The organism is Burkholderia sp. LFS061, assembly GCF_047978125.1.
In the GTDB taxonomy this organism is placed as follows: Bacteria; Pseudomonadota; Gammaproteobacteria; order Burkholderiales; family Burkholderiaceae; genus Burkholderia; species Burkholderia pyrrocinia_C.
Window position 1 is genome coordinate 235895 of record NZ_JBFPFS010000005.1, and the last position, 16773, is coordinate 252667.

17 protein-coding genes and 2 pseudogenes are annotated in these 16773 nt (G+C 67.2%); 5 read left to right on the forward strand and 14 right to left on the reverse strand.

Annotated elements, in window-relative coordinates; genetic code table 11:
• Window positions 1-4 precede the first annotated feature (4 nt).
• Window positions 5-1042, reverse strand: a pseudogene (locus tag ACNQQL_RS06720) (CpaF family protein); the annotation flags it as partial.
• Here ACNQQL_RS06720 and ACNQQL_RS06725 point away from each other — a divergent pair.
• A complete protein-coding gene (locus ACNQQL_RS06725) occupies window positions 1041-1652 on the forward strand; it encodes an acyl-homoserine-lactone synthase (protein ID WP_015877501.1) in 612 nt (203 codons plus the stop codon). The pseudogene ACNQQL_RS06720 and the gene ACNQQL_RS06725 overlap by 2 nt on opposite strands.
• Here ACNQQL_RS06725 and ACNQQL_RS06730 read toward each other — a convergent pair.
• The 13 genes and pseudogenes from ACNQQL_RS06730 to ACNQQL_RS06790 all read right to left on the reverse strand — a co-directional run.
• A pseudogene (locus ACNQQL_RS06730) lies at window positions 1652-1984 on the reverse strand (CpaF family protein); the annotation flags it as partial. The gene ACNQQL_RS06725 and the pseudogene ACNQQL_RS06730 overlap by 1 nt on opposite strands.
• Before the next feature lie 18 nt (window positions 1985-2002).
• Window positions 2003-3211 carry an AAA family ATPase gene (locus ACNQQL_RS06735; protein ID WP_347063638.1) on the reverse strand — a complete coding sequence of 403 codons (1209 nt, stop codon included), beginning with the start codon at window positions 3209-3211 and terminating at the stop codon, window positions 2003-2005.
• Window positions 3212-3233: 22 nt separating this feature from the next.
• Window positions 3234-3677: a TadE/TadG family type IV pilus assembly protein gene (locus tag ACNQQL_RS06740; RefSeq protein WP_347063639.1), complete on the reverse strand. Its 444-nt coding sequence runs from the start codon at window positions 3675-3677 to the stop codon at window positions 3234-3236.
• Entirely contained in the window at window positions 3674-4207 is a 534-nt protein-coding gene (locus ACNQQL_RS06745) for a TadE/TadG family type IV pilus assembly protein (RefSeq protein WP_347063640.1), read from the reverse strand. The genes ACNQQL_RS06740 and ACNQQL_RS06745 overlap by 4 nt, the downstream gene beginning before the upstream one ends.
• A gap of 12 nt (window positions 4208-4219) precedes the next feature.
• Window positions 4220-5485 (reverse strand): pilus assembly protein TadG-related protein, encoded by a 1266-nt coding sequence (locus ACNQQL_RS06750; RefSeq protein ID WP_347063641.1) that lies wholly within the window; start codon window positions 5483-5485, stop codon window positions 4220-4222.
• A 25-nt stretch (window positions 5486-5510) separates the two neighbouring features.
• Window positions 5511-5813, reverse strand: coding sequence for a hypothetical protein (locus tag ACNQQL_RS06755; RefSeq protein WP_175963012.1), 303 nt, complete (start codon window positions 5811-5813; stop codon window positions 5511-5513).
• 21 nt (window positions 5814-5834) lie between these two features.
• Window positions 5835-7775 (reverse strand): type II and III secretion system protein family protein, encoded by a 1941-nt coding sequence (locus ACNQQL_RS06760; RefSeq protein WP_347063642.1) that lies wholly within the window; start codon window positions 7773-7775, stop codon window positions 5835-5837.
• A gap of 104 nt (window positions 7776-7879) precedes the next feature.
• The gene (gene cpaB, locus ACNQQL_RS06765) at window positions 7880-8725 is read right to left on the reverse strand and encodes a Flp pilus assembly protein CpaB (protein ID WP_347063643.1); all 846 of its coding nucleotides are present in this window, start codon (window positions 8723-8725) and stop codon (window positions 7880-7882) included.
• 35 nt (window positions 8726-8760) lie between these two features.
• Window positions 8761-10161: an ATP-binding protein gene (locus ACNQQL_RS06770; RefSeq protein WP_347063644.1), complete on the reverse strand. Its 1401-nt coding sequence runs from the start codon at window positions 10159-10161 to the stop codon at window positions 8761-8763.
• Window positions 10162-10193: 32 nt separating this feature from the next.
• Entirely contained in the window at window positions 10194-10733 is a 540-nt protein-coding gene (locus ACNQQL_RS06775) for an A24 family peptidase (RefSeq protein WP_347063645.1), read from the reverse strand.
• Between the two features lie 28 nt (window positions 10734-10761).
• Window positions 10762-10971: a Flp family type IVb pilin gene (locus tag ACNQQL_RS06780; RefSeq protein WP_347063646.1), complete on the reverse strand. Its 210-nt coding sequence runs from the start codon at window positions 10969-10971 to the stop codon at window positions 10762-10764.
• A gap of 80 nt (window positions 10972-11051) precedes the next feature.
• A complete protein-coding gene (locus tag ACNQQL_RS06785; RefSeq protein ID WP_011349893.1) occupies window positions 11052-11243 on the reverse strand; it encodes a Flp family type IVb pilin in 192 nt (63 codons plus the stop codon).
• A 141-nt stretch (window positions 11244-11384) separates the two neighbouring features.
• Window positions 11385-11576, reverse strand: coding sequence for a Flp family type IVb pilin (locus tag ACNQQL_RS06790; protein ID WP_034182591.1), 192 nt, complete (start codon window positions 11574-11576; stop codon window positions 11385-11387).
• A gap of 1051 nt (window positions 11577-12627) precedes the next feature.
• Here ACNQQL_RS06790 and ACNQQL_RS06795 point away from each other — a divergent pair.
• From ACNQQL_RS06795 to ACNQQL_RS06810, 4 genes are read left to right on the forward strand one after another with little or no spacing between them, the layout of a single operon-like run.
• Window positions 12628-13866, forward strand: a complete 1239-nt coding sequence (locus ACNQQL_RS06795; RefSeq protein ID WP_347063647.1) for a glycosyltransferase family 87 protein — start codon at window positions 12628-12630, stop codon at window positions 13864-13866.
• Window positions 13863-15242 (forward strand): glycosyltransferase family 87 protein, encoded by a 1380-nt coding sequence (locus ACNQQL_RS06800; RefSeq protein WP_347063648.1) that lies wholly within the window; start codon window positions 13863-13865, stop codon window positions 15240-15242. Before ACNQQL_RS06795 ends, ACNQQL_RS06800 begins: the two co-directional genes overlap by 4 nt.
• Window positions 15243-15266: 24 nt before the next feature.
• A complete protein-coding gene (locus ACNQQL_RS06805) occupies window positions 15267-16313 on the forward strand; it encodes a glycosyltransferase family 2 protein (RefSeq protein WP_072439585.1) in 1047 nt (348 codons plus the stop codon).
• A gap of 16 nt (window positions 16314-16329) precedes the next feature.
• Complete coding sequence (locus tag ACNQQL_RS06810) at window positions 16330-16713, forward strand: GtrA family protein (protein WP_347063649.1); 384 nt, start codon at window positions 16330-16332, stop codon at window positions 16711-16713.
• Window positions 16714-16773: the final 60 nt, after the last annotated feature.

Consider the following 16773-nt stretch of genomic DNA (forward strand, 5'->3'; position numbering starts at 1 on the left):
GTCGTCAGTTCGTCTCGTAACGCTGGGACGGGTCGTACAGCGAATCCGGCAGGTTGATGCCGAATGCCTGCAGCCGCTCGACGAACTTCGGCCGTACGCCGGTCGCGCAGAAGTGGCCGCGTACCGTGCCGTCGCGATCCACGCCCGTGCGCTTGAACGTGAAGATCTCCTGCATGTTGATGATGTCGCCTTCCATCCCGGTCAGCTCCTGGATGCTGACGATCTTGCGCTTGCCGTCCGTCAGCCGCGCCGCCTGCACGACCACGGAGATTGCCGACGCGATCTGCTGGCGCATCGTCTTCGGCGGCAGCGACAGGCCGGAGACGCTGATCATGTTCTCGAGCCGCGTCAGCGCATCGCGCGGCGTGTTCGCGTGGATCGTCGCGAGCGAGCCTTCGTGGCCGGTGTTCATCGCGTTGAGCATGTCGAGCGCTTCGGCGCCGCGCACTTCGCCGAGGATGATCCGGTCCGGCCGCATCCGCAGCGCGTTGCGCACCAGCGTGCGCTGCGTGATCTCGCCCTTGCCCTCGATGTTCGGCGGGCGCGTTTCGAGCCTCAGCACGTGCGGCTGCTGGAGCTGCAGCTCGGCGGCATCCTCGATCGTCACGATCCGCTCGTTGCGCGGGATGAAGCCGGACAGGATGTTGAGCAGCGTCGTCTTGCCGCTGCCCGTGCCGCCTGACACGAGCACGTTCACCTTCGCGCGCGACAGCGCATCGAGCAGCTCGGCCATCGGCGGCGTCAGGCTCTGGTAGCGCACCAGGTCGTCAATCTTCAGCGGGCTGACCGCGAAGCGCCGGATCGACATCAGCGGCCCGTCGATCGCCGACGGCGGGATGATCGCGTTCACGCGCGAACCGTCCGGCAGCCGCGCATCGACCATCGGGCTCGATTCGTCGATGCGTCGCCCGACGCGCGACACGATCTTCTCGATCACCTTCATCAGGTGCGCGTCGTCGTAGAACGTCACGTCGGTCAGTTCGAGCTGGCCGCAGCGTTCGACATAGACCTGCCGGCACGTGTTCACGAGGATGTCGGAGATGCAAACTTTCGTTCACGAGGCAGGCCGCCTTCCCGCCCATATCGCCGCCGAGCTGGGTTCGTACCGTTATCGCGTGTTCGTCGAGCAGCTCGGCTGGCAGCTGCCGTCCGAAGACGAAAAATTCGAGCGCGATCAGTACGATCGCGACGATACCGTCTACGTATTGGGACGCGATGCGAATGGGGAGATATGCGGTTGCGCGCGGCTGCTGCCGACCACCCGCCCCTACCTGTTGCAGGAAGTGTTCCCGCACCTGCTGGCCGACGAGCATCCGGCGCCGCGCTCCGCCCACGTCTGGGAGCTGTCGCGCTTCGCGGCGACCCCCGAGGAAGGGGCCGATGCCGGCAGCCTGGCCTGGTCGGTGCGGCCGATGCTCGCCGCCGCCGTGGAGTGCGCGGCACGGCGCGGCGCGCGCCAGTTGATCGGGGTCACGTTCTGCAGCATCGAGCGGCTGTTCCGCCGGATCGGCGTGCATGCCCACCGGGCCGGCGCACCGGTGTCGATCGACGGGCGCATGGTGGTGGCATGCTGGATCGACATCGACGCGCAGACGCTGGCCGCGCTCGACCTCGACCCGGCGCTTTGCGCGTCGCAACCCGAAGCGGCCTGAATGCCGGGGTCGCGCAGCAGCGCTTCGAGCGGGCCGAAGCCGAACATCTCGTCGTACACGTCGATCGCGAGCTGCCGCCGCTCGATGTCGTTCGCGGGCGTTCGCTCGTCGTCGAGGATGCGCGAGATCAGCGCGGAGATTTCCTGGCGGACCTGCTCCTGCGGCATCCGCGACAGGTGCTCCAGCTCGACGCGTTCGAGCACGGCCTGGTGAATTTCGCGGCGCAGCTTCTGGTATGCGTCGCGTACCGACGAATGCGCCGGGCCGGCCGGTTCGCTGCCCGCCGCCAGCGGCTGGGCCCGGTGCAAGGACATCTGTTCGCGCAATGACATGATGGTTCCCCGAAAGATTTACATGGACTTGAGCTTCGGCGTGGCCTTGCGGCCGAACAGCCGGGACATCAGCGGTTCGCTGCGCGTCGCGCTGCGTCCGACGCGCACTTCTCCGTCGACGAGATGTTTCGCGCAACCCTGCAATGCCCGCGCGACCGCGGTGCCGCGCCCGAGCCGCGATACCGGATGCCCCTGGTTGATCGCTTCGAGCACGGTGTCGGCGTCGTCGGGAATCATGCAGGCGGCCTGCAGGCCGAGCACTTCCTCGAGCGCGGTGCGGGTCCGGTCGCTCGCGCGCGTCGCGCGGTTCACGATCAGACGCATCTGGTCGGTCGAGTAGCCGAGCGACACGAGGATCTCGAGCAGCCGGCGCCCCGCGCGCACGTGCGGCATCGCGGGCTGCAGCACGATCTGGATCTGGTCGCTGCGATCGAGCGCGACCATCGACAGCGGATTGATGCCGACGCCGACGTCGAAGATCACGAAGTCGTAGCGCGGCGCGGCGACGCCGAGGATCCATTCGAGCGCATCCTCGCGCATCTCGGCGGCCTTGACCGGGTCGCCGGCGCCCGCGAGCACGTGGAAGTTCTCGGTCACATGCGCGACGCTCGCGTCGAGAAACGCGCTGTCGAGCCGCTCGATCTGCGCGCAGAGCTGCGGCAGCGTCGACGGCGGGGTTTCGTCGCTGACGAGGAACGCCGCGTCGGCGAACTGCTGGTTCAGGTCGATCAGCAGCACGCGGCGCTTGAAGCCTTCCGCGATCTCGAACGCGACGTTGCTGGCGACAAAACTCGTGCCGGCGCCTCCCTTGCACGACATGAACGACACGATCCGCGTATCGTCGGTGTCGCTCCGCGTGCTTTGCGCGGCGGCACGCTCGAGCGCGTTGCCGAGCGCCTGCCGATCGAGCGGCCACTGCAGCACGTCGCGCGCACCCGCGCGCATCGCGTCCAGCAGCACGTGCGGCGATGTGTCCGCAGTCACGAGGATGCAGGTCAGGCCCGCGTGAGCGCGGCAGATTCGCTCGATCGCCGACAGCTCGGACGGGTCGGACGACGTGCCGTCGATCAGCAGGATGTCGAACGCGTCGAGCCCGTCGGTGCGATGCTCGATCTGCGAAGGGCGGCCGGTCGCGCGCGTCGCGCGATAGCGTCCGCAGTCGGTGACGAGTCGCGCGATCTGCGTGAGCCGCGCGGTGTCGTCGGAAGCTACGAGGATGTTGATCATGTCGTGTGCCTCGTCTGTTCGATTAGTTGCAGGCAGTGCCGCCGGTCGCGGAAGTCAGGCTTTCGCGCGGCAGCGTTGTCGTGAACGGCGGCATCTTGATCGTCACGTTCACGAACGGGATCATCGTCTTGACCGTGACGTTCTTGACGCTCACGGTCACGAACGAGCAGGTGGTCACGTCGCAGCTCGCCGGCGAGTAGTCCACCGACACGTTCGCGCTCGACAGCAGCGGCAGCAGCTTCGTCACGCGCTTCGCGACGCCGGCGGCATCCACGTCGCAGACCACCGCCGTGCGCGCGCCGAGGCGTACGGCCTCGCTCGCGGTGTTCCAGTAAAACAGCACGCGGCCGAATTCGAAGATGCCGATCAGCAGCATGATCAGCACCGACGCGATGAGCGCGAACTCGACGATCGTCGAGCCTCGCTCGCCGCGTCGGTGCGACAGGGGTGGATGGCGCGCGCTCATGACACTTGCCTCATCACGGTGACGATGTTGCCGAAGGTGATCGACTTCAGCCCCGGGTACGCGGGGATCGGTTGGTACTGGTAGCCCTTGATCTTCACTTCGACGACGTTGATGCTGCCCGTCGCCGTGCCGCTCGCCGCGTTGTTGTCCGCGTCGTAGGTCGGCAGGTTCGAGAACTGCGCCGGGTCGGACGCATCGCCGCAGCCGGTCGTATGCGACGCATCGCAGATGGTCACCATCGACGTGGTGAGCCCCGGCACCAGCTCGGTGCCGGCCGACCCGCAGTTCGTGCTGCCGTACACGACGAGACACTGCGCCGCCGCCACCGGATACGCGCTGTCGGTCGGCAGCCAGACCGACAGGTAGCGCGCGGCGTCGCGCGTTGCCTTGGTCAGCGTCTCGTACTGGTAGATCGCGCGGCCGAACTCGGCCACGCCGGTCGCGAGCATGATCATCGGCATCAGCACGAGCGCGAACTCGACGGCGGCGACGCCACGGGTGCGGGAACGGCGAAACGGGGGCCTTTTCATGATCGCCTCTCTCTATTGAACCAGCATCGGTACCTGGACCCCGGACGCGCTGCCGCTGCCGGGCAAGCCGTGCGTCGCGCACGGATTGTTGCCGGAGACCGACGAGCCGAGGTATTCGAGGTGCGCCACGACACCACCGCTGCCGGGGCTGAACGGCAGAGGATCGAGCATCAGCACGCAATCCCATTGCGTGACGTGCACCTTGCCGCTGCTTCCGCTCAGCGTGGAGCAGTCGCCTTCCGGCGCGAGCGCGACACGGCGGTCGCTGCCATAGGTCTGGTAGTTGCTCGCCGTCGAGGTGCCGTTGGTGGAGATCCCACTGCCCGCCGGCGGCGCGCCGTCGCCCTGATAGGGCTTGAAGTTCGCGCGGTCGATCACGAACTGCGTGTACGCGTCGCCCTTGATGCCCGGCGTTCCGGGCGGCCCGTAGTTCGGGCCGACATACGCGTAGCCGGTAAAGTCGGGCTGGCCGCTCGAGCCGTTCGCGCCGTTCGTATAAATGCCGAAGCGCGTATTCCAGGCGCGCAGCGCCGCCGACTTCAGGCCGGTGCTGCCGAGGTCGGGCGGGCTCTTGATATTGCAGGTGTTGCCCGACAGCTCGCCCGCGATGGTCGGTTCGTTCGTCGAGCCGTCGAGCGCCGCCCAGCCGAAGTTGCCGGGCCCGTAGGTCGAACCGGACGGCGACGTGAGCCAGTCGCCAACCTTGTAGGGCGGCGCGCCCGTCGCGCGGCACACGAACACCGGGATCGCGCAGGTGGTCTGCCCGCCGCCGACCGTCGCGATCGCGCTCGCCGACACTTCGGCCGCGTTCGCGAGCTTGGTGCCCGGCAGCACGTTCAGCACCTCGATGAACCAGTGCGCGATGTTGCTCAGCGACGCGATGCACTTCACGTACTTCATGTTCGCCGGCGTCGTGACCGAGTTCTTCGTCAGGAACGGATTGGACAGCGAATCGCTGAACGTGACGTTCGAATTCGTCACCATCTGCACCGACTTGTTCTGGAAGAACACGAAATTCAGGTGGCCGGCGGCAATGCCGTCGGCCTCGGCGACGGACAGACTGATGGCCGAAGTCAGGTCGCGCGCGGCGGACAGCGCGCACGCATCGGCGCTGTTCTGCAGTTCGCTGCGCGTGACGTACAGCTTGCCGAGGTCCAGCGCGAGACCGACGAACCCGATCATCACCGCCAGTGCGAGACCGACGATGATCGCGACGGCGCCGCGCTGGCGATGGAGGCCGCGACGCGTGACTTTCGGATAGCGAGCTGCGCTGGACATGGCATTCTCCCTGAGCGTGCCGTTGTTATTGGGTCGCCTTGCCGATGCCGATGACGAACGCATTGGCAGGCGGCTGGATCTGCTTGAACGACTTGTCGTAGTTGTCGAGCGCGGCCGCGGCGGCGCCGCCGTCGATGCCCGACGCCGACGCCGATGCCGCGTGTTCGGCGGCATGCGGGTCGATGATCTGGGCCTGCATCACGGTGCGGACCGAATCGCCGAAGCGGCTGTCCCACACCGGGGTCGACGACATGCAGCCGGCAAGCGCGAACGCGAGCGGTGCGGCGAGCGCCGCGCGGCGCACGAATACGAGGTAGGCGGATTTCATGGAGCTTCCCCTTGGATAGCTTCAACGATCGGTGGAATGGGGTTCCGAGCGCGCAACCTGCGCCCGGGCAACCGAGGGCACCCGTTGCTTCGGTCGCGCCGCCGGCTGGGCCGGCGTGCCGGGGCCGGCTGCCGCGAGGCGCGCGGCGGCGGCTTCGATACGCGCGACGCGGGCCGCGTTTGCCACGTTTGCCGCGTCTGGCTGCGGCGCGGTGGCCGCTACCGGCGCGGGCGTCTTCTGCTGCTCGGCCGGCACCGGCGGCTGTGCGTCCGTGCCCTGCGGCGCGCGCGGCGCGGGCAGTGCGGCGGCCGCAGCGGCTGGCGCTTCCGATTGCGGTGCCGGTGCCGGAGTCTGGGCCGGTGCCTGGGCCGGTGCTTCCTGCGGTGCAGCCGCCGCGCCGTTCGACGGTTGTGCGCCCGGCTTGCGGACCCCGCGGCGGCCTTCCATGTTGCCCGTCGCGTACACGTCGAGTTCGTTCGGCTTCGAGAAGCTGTCGGTCGGCAGCGGCACGTCCGCGGTCTGCAGCGGCTTCACGAGGTGCGGCGTGATCAGGAAGATCAGCTCGGTGCGGTCCTGCTGGAACGACGTGCTGCGAAACAGCGCGCCGAGCACCGGCACTTCGCCCACGCCCGGGATCGCCTTCAGCGCGCCGCTCGCGTTGTCCTTGATCAGCCCGCCGATCGCGAACGATTCGCCGTCGCTCATCTGGACCGTCGTCGACGCACGCCGCGTCGTGATCAGCGGCAGGATCGACGTGCCGCCGATGTTGGTCGCGCTCAGCGTGACGCCCGTCTGCGACAGCTCCGACACTTCCGGTGCGACCTTCAGGCTGATCCGGCCGTTCGACAGCACCGTCGGCGTGAACTTCAGCGCGACGCCGAACTCCTCTTCCTGCAGCGTGATCGACGACGTACCGTTGCCGCTGCTCTGCGGGATCGGGATGAAGATCTTGCCGCCGGCGAGGAACGTCGCTTCCTGGCCGCTGATCGTCACGAGATTCGGCTCCGCGAGGATCTTGACGAGGTTGTCGGTGTTCTGCGCGTCGGCCGAGATGCTGAACGGCTTGTTGTTCGCCTTGTTGAAGATGGCCCCGCTCGCGACGCCCGCGAGCAGGTTGCTGACCAGCGCGCCGCTCCACGAACCGAACCCGCCCTGGATGTTGAACGCGCTGCCCATCTGGTTGATCAGCGTCTTCGACACCTCGGCCACCTTCACCTCGAGCATCACCTGCTGCGGCGACGTGACGCTCAGCATGTTCAGCACGCCGCCGCCCTGCTTGCCGCCGCCAGCGGCATCGCCGGCGCTGTCGCCGTACGCGCGTGCGATCTGCATGGCCTGCTGCGCGGCCTGCGAGTTCGACACGCTGCCCGCCAGCACGATCGTGCCGGCGGCGGTCGACACATGGATGTCGCGTTCGCCCGGCAGCAGTTGCTGCAGGGATACCTGCAGGCCGGCGGCATCCGCGCCGACCGCGACGTCGATCACGCGGCATGCGCCGCTCTTGCCCTGCACGATCATGTTCGTCGTGCCGACCGACAGCCCGAGGATGTACAGCGTCTGCGGCGACACCATCGTCGCCTGCGCGACGGCCGGGTTGCCGATTGTCCGATTGCGGACCGGCTCCGGCATCGGCACCAGCAGCGACTTGCCGAGCGGCACGCTGACGCTGGTCGACTCGCGCACGGCACCGACGCAGTTCGGCCCGCGCAGCGGCCCGGCCGTTGCGGCGGCCGCGGCGGCCGGCGCCGGCGCCATGCTGATCGTCATCTGCACGGGCCCCTTGCCGACCGCGGCCGGCGCGCTGGCGCCGCCCTTCGTCAGCACGCCCGCCTCGATGCCTTCCTGGGCCAGTGCGCCATAAACGGTCAGCCATCCTGAACAGAGGATCGCGGCCATCATCGTGCCCCGTGCGACGCGCGTCCGCAGTGGGCCGGTACCTGTACGTTGCGGTTTGAGCTTCATTTTCTCTGATCCCCCGAGAGACCGGCGCCGTGCCGGTTGTCGACTTCCGAGGCCGCCGTATCCTGCTGGCGGCCGATCTGTTTATCTGGCTGTGTTGATCTGCTTCAGAAACATTCCACGCTGCCCTTCACGCCCGCCAGCACGCCGACGCAGTCGCGCCGCGCTGCCGGCGCCGCGTGCGACGCGACGTGCACGCGCACCGTCCGCACTTGTGCGGGAGCGGGAAGCGGCGGCAAATCGGGTACGGGCGGCTTGCCGAGCAGCGTCATCTTGGTCGCGCCATCCGTGTTCAGCGTCTTCTGGTCGACCTGGTTGCGCAGCACGAGCGACAGCGTGCCGACGCTGCGCGCGAGGTCGAGCCGTTCGGCCTGATCGGGCGTGACTTCCAGCGTGACCGCGTTGACGACCTTCGGTGCGGTGTCGTCGCGGCTGACCTGCTGCGCGACGGCGAGCACGAGGATGTGCTCGAGCACGATCTTGGAGATGCTCTGCCCGTCGGTCTTGCCCTGCTGCTCCTGCGTGTTGACGATCACGTCGACGTAGGTGCCCGGCAGCGCGAAGCCCGCAACGCCGACCACGTCGTTCACGCGCACCGTGATCGCGCGGCTGCCGTCGGCGATCACCGCGGACAGCCCGCCCTTCGTGCCGAGCGGCGCCAGCTTCGACTCGATCACCGGCTCGCCGCGCGCCAGGCTGGTGCGCACGACGCGCCCTTCGAGCACCTTCGTATCGGTGAACGCGCCGGGTGGCACGCTGCTCGACGGCCAGCTCACCATGTGGATCTGGTTCTGCCCGAGGGGCTCGCCCAGGTTCAGGTCGGCGGCCGCCACCGCGACGGGCGTGACCGAGTTCGTGGATGTCTGCACCAGCCAGTGGGACGCGAACACGACCGCGGCAAGACCCGCGACCATCGCGACGGCCAGCATCATGAGCGCTCGACTGTTTTTCATGGCAATGCTCCTCGACGATTCGTAAAAAAAACGGCTCAACCGGTGATGTACGTACGTCCGCCTCGCTCGACGGGCGGCGTATGGTTGCCGTCCCGTTCGGGCGCTGCGCCGAAATAACTCGCCCACGCGTCGTACAGCGCGTCGTGCGTCACCTCGGGCGGATCGCCGCGGTAACGCGCGCCGGCGGCGACAAGGCGCAGAAGATCCGCCGGAAAGCACGCGAGAAACGCCTTGCCGGTCGGCAGGTGCAGCCGATGCAGCAGGAACTCGAATGCATCGCTCGCCGAGACGAGACCGAGCGACGCGCAGGCCGCGTCGTACACCGCGCGGTAGTGGTCGATCGATAGCGCGCCGACGTGAAGCTTCGAGCCGAGGCGGCGCAGGAACGCGTCGTCGCAGAACTGCTCCGGCGCGAGGTTGCTCGAGAACACCGGCCACACGTCGAACGGCAGCACGAAGCGGTTGCCGGATTCGAGCGTCAGGAAATCGACGCCGCGATCGAGCGGGCGCAGCCAGCGATTGAGCAGGTCACGCGGCTCGACGCGCTGGCGGCCGAGATCGTCGACGATGTACATGCCCATGTTCGCTTTCATGTGCGGCGGCGCCTGGTAGAAGCCGGCCGCCTCGTCGCGGCGCAGGTCGAGCTCGTCGAGCGTCAGTTCGCCGCCGGACAGCACGACCGGCCGCTTGCACAGGCGCCAGCGGCGATCGACCGACTGGCCGCCCGATTGCGGTTCCGCGTCTACATGCACGAGCGGGTCGTAGATCTGGATCACTTCACCGGCCGCGCAGATCGCGTGTGGCACCGGCACGCGGCCGTGCATCAGCGAGCCGAGCCGCTCGGCGAGGAAGGTCTTGCCGCTGCCGGCCGGGCCGTAGATCAGCAGCGGACGGCCGGCGTTCAGCGCCGCGGCCGCCGCATCGATGACCGACGTGTCGATCACGATGCCTTCGAACGCGGCCCACACGTCGCCCTGGTCGATGTGCAGCTTGCGCACCGAATGCGCGCTCACGGATTCGAGATACGCGTCGAGCGTGACCGGTGCGGGGCCGCTGTAACCGCTGCGCGCGCGTTCCTCGAGCGCGAGCACGCGGCCCGCGTCGGTCAGGCGGAACGTCACGTCGAGATCGGTCGCGCCGCGATGGGTGAGCTCGACGAGATGCTCGCGCACCAGGAACGCGAAGATGTCGTCGAGCACCGCGAGCGGCAGGCAGTGCCGCTCGACCAGGTCGCCGTATGACGGGCGGCCGAGCATCAGCGTCGACTTCAGCACGAGCCCGGCGACGAACGTCGTGCTCAGCCCGGTTTCGCCGAGCGAGCGCGGCGCCGCCGGCAACTGCGCGCCCAGCTTCGTATTGGCCTCCCGCGACGGCAACGGATCGGGCAGTTTGGATACCTGCGCGTCGCGTCTCGGTTCGGTGTGATTCGTGTTCATGGTCGTTCCGTCCTCGTTGCGGGTTCGTCGCGCTATGCGCACGACGCGAACAGCATGCCCAGCGTGCCGGCCGCGATCGCGACGCCGTACGGCAGCGTACCGACCGACGCGATCTCCGCGGGGCCGTCGGCTGCCCCTGCGCGCGCCCCTTGCGAACGATGCGCGAGCAGCGCGCGGACGTTCGCCCACATCTGGCGCATCCGCCCGCGCAACAGCGCGAACGCGATGGCGCCGATCCCGCCGGCCACGAAGGTGGCCAGCACGATGTAAAACGTCATTTCCGCACCGACCCATGCGCCGATCGCGAGCATCAGCTTCACGTCGCCGGCCGCCATCCCGCGCAACAGGTAGAACGGCAGCAGCAGGCCGAAGCCGGTCGCTGCTCCCGCGAGCCATCCGAGTGAGCCTGCCAGGACGCCGTGCAGCATGCACTGGGCGGCCAGCGCGCCGACGAGTCCGACCGCGACGAGGCGGTTCGGAATGCGGCGGGCCGCGATGTCCGTGCTGGCCGCGGCGACCGCGAGCAGCGTCACGCACAACGGAACCGGGTAAGGCGGCGCAACGAGTAACATGGCGAACCTCGCGGAGCGAATCGATGGATCAGGAAACCATGGCCAGCGCGGTGGTCACGGCAGCCGTCACGGCCGTTGCGATCACCTCGTACGTATCGGCCAGCGAGCCTCTCAGCGTGACGACGCTGCCCAGCACCGCGACGGCGAACATCGCCCCGAGCAACGCATATTCGATCGACGTCACGCCCTGCTCGTCGCCGATCCAGCGGCGACATACGGCACGCAGTCTGGCTTGCATGATGGTCTCCGGTTCCGGTTGATCAGATGACCGGGACGGCTCGAGCACTGCACCAGCCGAGCCGTCCGCGGTACGGTCCATCAGATGCCTGCAACCGCCGAATCCAGGTCGGCCGCGATCGTGCTGAACACGGTCTTGAGGTCCTTCCCGATCGTCGACAGCGCGAGGATGATGCCTACCGCGATCAGTGCGGCGATCAGGCCGTATTCGATGGCGGTCACGCCGTCTTCATCGCGGACGAAACGGCTGGCTTGTTGAATGAACTTGGACATGGTTATCTCCTTGCGTGATGACTTTCAAAGCCCTCGTGTACCGGCTGGATCGATCGATCTGGCGTCGATACGTCGAGGAAAGTTGTTAATGCCGTGTGGTGCCGGCGAACGATTCGGACGAACCACCCGCCGCACCGTCCATCAGAGTCCTGCTACCGCCGAGTCCAGATCCGCGGCGATCGTGCTGAACACGGTCTTCAGATCCGTACCGACCGTCGCCAACGCGGCGACGATTCCGATCGCGATCAGTGCGGCGATCAGGCCGTATTCAATGGCCGTCACGCCGCGCTGATCCCGAATGAACCAGGCGATCTTTTCGATGATTCTTGACATGAGCACTCTCCTTTCGGACTGCTATGAAATACCCTTCGTCTGTCATGACGTCGGGGACGGGCACCACCGGCACTACGAGAAAATCGAAACGTGACGCTCAGCTGCGAAGACAGGGATGCGCACACCTGTCTGTGTGAACGGATTTCAGTGAGAGTGAACACGAGAGATGCGCGTACGGTTCGACCAGCCGGATAAGCCGGGCAGGCCGATCGACCGGAACGGCGCGACTGCCGTTCGGCGCATGGAATCCAGTTGAACGGGAGACAAACTCCCGGCGATGCGGTAATTCGTTTTCAACGCGGCCAGCCGGCCGCGATGTGCTGTGGTCTTTCATTTTTATTCCCCATGTGCTGCGATGCCGATCTTCTTGTTGCCCTGACGCTATCGGGTCTCATCGGTCGATCGACGACGATTCTCGCGGTTCATCGACCTGGAGCTGCGTGTTCCCCGACGCGCTCCGGCCCTCTTCTCCGCAGGTGATTCCGAGGCAGGTTCCGTCTGTCTGTTCCCGGAACCGCCCGGTCGTCACGTCGTCGACTGCCGTGCCAACGCTGACGCAAAGAGCAGGCCACCTTGGGCGAAATCCATGCACATCAAGGGTTCCAGCGATCCCCTAGTTCCCGGGTCAATGGTGCGACGAACGAAATGTTTCAACTTTGATATATGCATTCCCGCGAGCGAGGTACGCCGGAACGCTCGCCGCCGCGCTGCACAAAGGGTCCAAAAAATTTTCTCGGGATTTTCCCGGACGCGGGCAGCCGGTTGCATTTCACAGCATCGGCGGGACGCGACACCGCTCGAAACCGCGGAATGTTTCAGGCCAGAAACATAAATCCGGCCTGGGTCGTTTTCTCATACCTTAAAACGCGATTTTCACGCCTGTCACCGATTAATCGGGATCCCGCCTTCCAGTGCGCGGTTTGCAACACGCGATTTTTTCTTCAACAATGCATTCACCGGACAACGCCATTCAGAGCGATTCGATCCGGTGGCACGACAACATGAAAACGGCTGCGACAGACCAAGCAGCCTCCACCACAAACGGGGCATCATGTACACAGCCAATCGTGGAACGCGCGATCGCGCAATACGCTGTGCTCAATGGTTGACAGCGGACCGGATCGTTCCGTACAGCTGCATCATGCTGATGCTCTTCGCCGCGCTGCTGGCCGTCTGGGGCATCGTGACGGACGGCTTCACGTCGAATGCCACCGCCCGCCCGGGCACCGACTTCTCGGTCTTCTGGACCGCATCGAACCTCGTGTTGCAAGGCCATGCCGCGGCGGCCTACGACTCTTCGTCATTCCTGCAGGCCGAGTTCGCGCACTTCGGTGCGTATCTGCAGCACCGGCCGCTTCCCTGGCTCTATCCGCCGACGATGTTGCTGTTCATCGCGCCGGTTGCCCTTGTGCCTTTCCTGCCCGCATATTTCCTCTTTTTCGCGGGCAGTCTTTTATGCTACGCGTTCGCCGTCTCGCGGTTGTCGGGATTGCGCGCGCATCTTCCGCACCCGCGCGCCGCGGCGCTCGTCGTGGTCGCGTATTCGGCGGTGTGCATGTCCGCGCTGTTCGGCCAGAACAGCATCCTGACCGCCGGCATCGCCGCGCTCGCGCTGCATCTGCTCGGCAAGCGTCCGGTTGCGGCCGGCGTGCTGATCGGGCTGCTCGCGATCAAGCCGCAACTCGCCGTCGTGTTCCCGTTCGTGCTGATCGCGGCGCGGGCGTGGCGCACGTTCGCGGCGGCGGCGATCAGCGCGACGCTGTTCGCGGCGGCCGGGATCGCGCTGGCCGGGCCCGGCGCGCTGCACGGGTTGAGCCACGCCATGCAGACGGTACGCGACCAGCATTTCATGCTCGCGTCTTACTGGCTCGCGTCGCCGACGCCGTTCGCCGCGTTGCGGCTCGCGGGTGCGCCGGTGGCGGCCGCGCTGGCCGCGCAAACGGCGGTCGCGCTACTGGCGATCGCCGCGGCCGTCGACGTGTGGCGCCGCACGCGCGACATGCGCCTGCGCGCCGCGGTGCTGGCCGTCGCCACGCTGCTGACGACGCCGTATCTGTGGAACTACGAACTGACCTGGCTCGGCATCGCGATCTTCTGCCTGATCGCGCACGGCCTCGACGAGGGCTGGCAGCCCGGCGACCAGGGCATCCTCGTGCTCGCGTGGCTGCTGCCGATCTTCGAGATGCTGAACCGGCTGATGAAGCTGCCGCAAATCGGGCCGGTCGTGCTGCTCGCGGTGCTGTTCGTCGTCGTGCGTCGCACGGCACTCATGTCACGGAGCACGCAATGAAAGCGCCTTCGTTCGCTCGTCATGCGCATTCCGCCGTCGATCTGCATCCGGAACTCCCGATCGCGGGCCCGCGCCGCTATCCGCACTGGCTCAATCGCGATCGCGTGCGCCTCTATGCGGGTGCCGTGCTGCTGACCGAGTTGCTGTTCATCGGCATCTACCTGGTCCGCCTGTTCCTGTCACACAACGCCGCACTGGAGCCGCTGTCGCAGGATTTCTCGCCGATCTGGAGCGCCGCGCGGCTCGCCGCGCACGGGCATGGTGCCGACGCGTGGCATTTCCCCGCGCTGTTCGCGGTCCAGAAGCTGGCGATCCCGACAATGACGCTCGCGGACGGCGCGCTGCCGTGGCTCTATCCGCCGACGATGCTGCTGCTCGTGCTGCCGCTCGGCTGGCTGCCGTACATGCTGGCACTCGTGCTGTGGCTCGGCGTCACGTATGTGCTGTTCGCCGCGACGATCCGCGCGACCGTGCAGCGCGATGCCGCGTGGCTCTGCGCGCTCGCGTTCCCCGGCGCATTCCTCACCGTGATCGTCGGTCAGACCAGCCTCTTTACCGCGATGCTCGCGGGCATCGGCCTGCTCGCGCTGAACCGCCGCCCGGTATGCGCCGGGATCTGCTTCGGCTTGCTGACGATGAAGCCGCAACTCGCGGTGCTGTTCCCGCTCGCGCTGCTGTGCGCGGGCCAGTGGCGCGCGCTGGCCGCGTGGGCCGCGACGATCGCCGGAAGCGCCGCGCTCGCGACACTCGCGTTCGGTGTCGGCCCGTGGGTCACGTTCGTGCATGTGATCGGCAACGTCTACGCGATCGTCGGCACCGGTCACGCCAAGCTCGCCCGCATGCCGACCGTGTTCGCGCTCGCGACGATGGCCGGCTGGCCCGCGATCGTCGCGCGCGGCCTTCAACTGCTGTCGGCCGCGGCCGCCGCGGTCGCCGTCGTCTACGCGTGGCGCGGCGCGTGTTCCTACGCGCTGCGCGCCGCGACCCTCGCATGCGCATGCCTGCTCGTCAGCCCTTATCTGTACGACTACGACCTGACCTGGTACGGCATCGTGATCGCGTGGTACGCGCGTTATGCGTGGACGCACGGCTGGCGGCGCTTCGATCGCGAATGGCTGATGCTGCTGTGGACGATGCCGCTCGCGGGCCTCGCGGTCGTCTCGCATCTGTCGTTCCAGTTCATGCCGCTCGTGACGCTGGCATCGCTCGCGCTGCTCGTCAGCCGGATCGCGCAGGAAAGACACGACGTGCCGTCGATGCCCGACGCGCGCGACGACTCGACCGAGACCGGCTTCGCACATCCGGTCCGACCGCACCACCGCCCGGCGCACGGAATGCGCCGCACCGGCCGCCCGACGCTCGGCGCAGGCCGGTAAAGCGACATCACAAGGGGAATCATCATGCGGGAACCACTCTACACGCCGCTCGTTTCGCTGGTCGTGCCGTTCTATAACGAAGGCGAGGCCGTCGAGCGCTTCTTCGACGTCGTGATTCCGTTGCTGACGGCCATCGACGCGATCCGCTTCGAGATCGTCTGCGTGAACGACGGCAGCCGCGACGACACGCTCGAACGCCTGATCCGGATCAGCACCGGCGAGCGGCGCGTGCGCGTGATCGATCTCACCCGCAACTTCGGCAAGGAAGCGGCGCTGACGGCCGGCCTCGACGAAGCCACCGGCGACGCGGTGATTCCGCTCGACGCCGACCTGCAGGATCCGCCGAGCCTGATTCCGGTGATGATCGAACACTGGCGCGCCGGCGCGGAAGTCGTGGCGGCAAAGCGCAGCAACCGCGCGTGCGATTCGTTCGCGAAGCGCACCGCGGCCGCGATCTACTACCGCGTGCACAACCTGCTGTCAGATGTGAAACTGCCGGAGAACGTCGGCGATTTCCGGCTGATGGACCGCAAGGTCGTGAACGCGCTGCGCAACCTGCCCGAGCGGCATCGCTTCATGAAGGGGCTGTTCGCGTGGGTCGGCTTCAAGACCGTGATCGTCGAATACCAGCGTGACCCGCGCAGCGCCGGGCACTCGAAGTTCTCCGGCTGGAAGCTGTGGAATTTCGCGCTGGAAGGGATCACCAGCTTCAGCACGGTGCCGCTGCGCAGCTGGACCTACATCGGCGTCGGCATCGCCGCGCTCGCGTTCCTGTACGGCTCGTTCATCATCTTCCGCACGCTGCTTTTCGGCAATCCGGTGCTCGGTTACGCGTCGCTGATCTCGGTCACGCTGTTCATCGGCGGCATCGAGCTGATCGGGATCGGTGTCGTCGGCGAATACATCGGGCGGATCTACGACGAGTCGAAGCAACGGCCCGTCTACCTGATCCGCCGCCGCTACCAGGCGCACGGCAAGGTGATCGAACTTCCGGTCGCGCGCGATGCGCGCCGCCAGATCGCACGTCGGCGCGTGCAGTTGCCGGGCCGTGCGCGGATCGACGTACGCTGAACGCGCGCAGACGGCCATGATCGACCTGCTCCACGCCGAGCGCACGCGGCTCGTGCGCTTCGGTTTGTCCGGGCTCGGTTCGACCGCGCTCCATACGCTGGTCGCGTCCGCGCTGTTCGCGCTGTTCGATGCGACGCTGGTCGCCGCGAACGCGGTCGCGTTTCTCTGCGCCACGGCGTTCTCGTATCTCGCGAATACGCTGTGGAGCTTCTCGTCGACGGTACGCACGCGCAACGCGCTGCGTTTTCTCGTCGTCACGCTGGCCGGCTTCGTCGAAACGCTGCTGCTCGCGCGTGCCGCCGAAATGCTCGACGTGTCGCGCGCGACGAGCATCGTCGCGATCGCACTGCTGATCCCGCCGACGACGTTCGTGCTGCATCGGCTCTGGACCTACCGGTAAGCGCGCGATCGCCTGCCGCCCGGCCGCCGGCTACCTGCCGCGAATCACTCCTTTCCGCTC

Bases quoted from the DNA above. Each gene is read 5' to 3' on its own strand.
- ACNQQL_RS06770 (WP_347063644.1), bottom strand. From the start codon at position 10,161: ATGAACACGAATCACACCGAACCGAGACGCGACGCGCAGGTATCCAAA.
- ACNQQL_RS06795 (WP_347063647.1), top strand. From the start codon at position 12,628: ATGTACACAGCCAATCGTGGAACGCGCGATCGCGCAATACGCTGTGCT.
- ACNQQL_RS06745 (WP_347063640.1), bottom strand. From the start codon at position 4,207: ATGAAAAGGCCCCCGTTTCGCCGTTCCCGCACCCGTGGCGTCGCCGCC.
- ACNQQL_RS06785 (WP_011349893.1), bottom strand. From the start codon at position 11,243: ATGTCCAAGTTCATTCAACAAGCCAGCCGTTTCGTCCGCGATGAAGAC.
- ACNQQL_RS06800 (WP_347063648.1), top strand. From the start codon at position 13,863: ATGAAAGCGCCTTCGTTCGCTCGTCATGCGCATTCCGCCGTCGATCTG.
- cpaB (WP_347063643.1), bottom strand. From the start codon at position 8,725: ATGAAAAACAGTCGAGCGCTCATGATGCTGGCCGTCGCGATGGTCGCG.
- ACNQQL_RS06740 (WP_347063639.1), bottom strand. From the start codon at position 3,677: ATGAGCGCGCGCCATCCACCCCTGTCGCACCGACGCGGCGAGCGAGGC.
- ACNQQL_RS06805 (WP_072439585.1), top strand. From the start codon at position 15,267: ATGCGGGAACCACTCTACACGCCGCTCGTTTCGCTGGTCGTGCCGTTC.
- ACNQQL_RS06750 (WP_347063641.1), bottom strand. From the start codon at position 5,485: ATGTCCAGCGCAGCTCGCTATCCGAAAGTCACGCGTCGCGGCCTCCAT.
- ACNQQL_RS06775 (WP_347063645.1), bottom strand. From the start codon at position 10,733: ATGTTACTCGTTGCGCCGCCTTACCCGGTTCCGTTGTGCGTGACGCTG.
- ACNQQL_RS06735 (WP_347063638.1), bottom strand. From the start codon at position 3,211: ATGATCAACATCCTCGTAGCTTCCGACGACACCGCGCGGCTCACGCAG.
- ACNQQL_RS06755 (WP_175963012.1), bottom strand. From the start codon at position 5,813: ATGAAATCCGCCTACCTCGTATTCGTGCGCCGCGCGGCGCTCGCCGCA.
- ACNQQL_RS06810 (WP_347063649.1), top strand. From the start codon at position 16,330: ATGATCGACCTGCTCCACGCCGAGCGCACGCGGCTCGTGCGCTTCGGT.
- ACNQQL_RS06780 (WP_347063646.1), bottom strand. From the start codon at position 10,971: ATGCAAGCCAGACTGCGTGCCGTATGTCGCCGCTGGATCGGCGACGAG.
- ACNQQL_RS06760 (WP_347063642.1), bottom strand. From the start codon at position 7,775: ATGAAGCTCAAACCGCAACGTACAGGTACCGGCCCACTGCGGACGCGC.
- ACNQQL_RS06790 (WP_034182591.1), bottom strand. From the start codon at position 11,576: ATGTCAAGAATCATCGAAAAGATCGCCTGGTTCATTCGGGATCAGCGC.
- ACNQQL_RS06725 (WP_015877501.1), top strand. From the start codon at position 1,041: ATGCAAACTTTCGTTCACGAGGCAGGCCGCCTTCCCGCCCATATCGCC.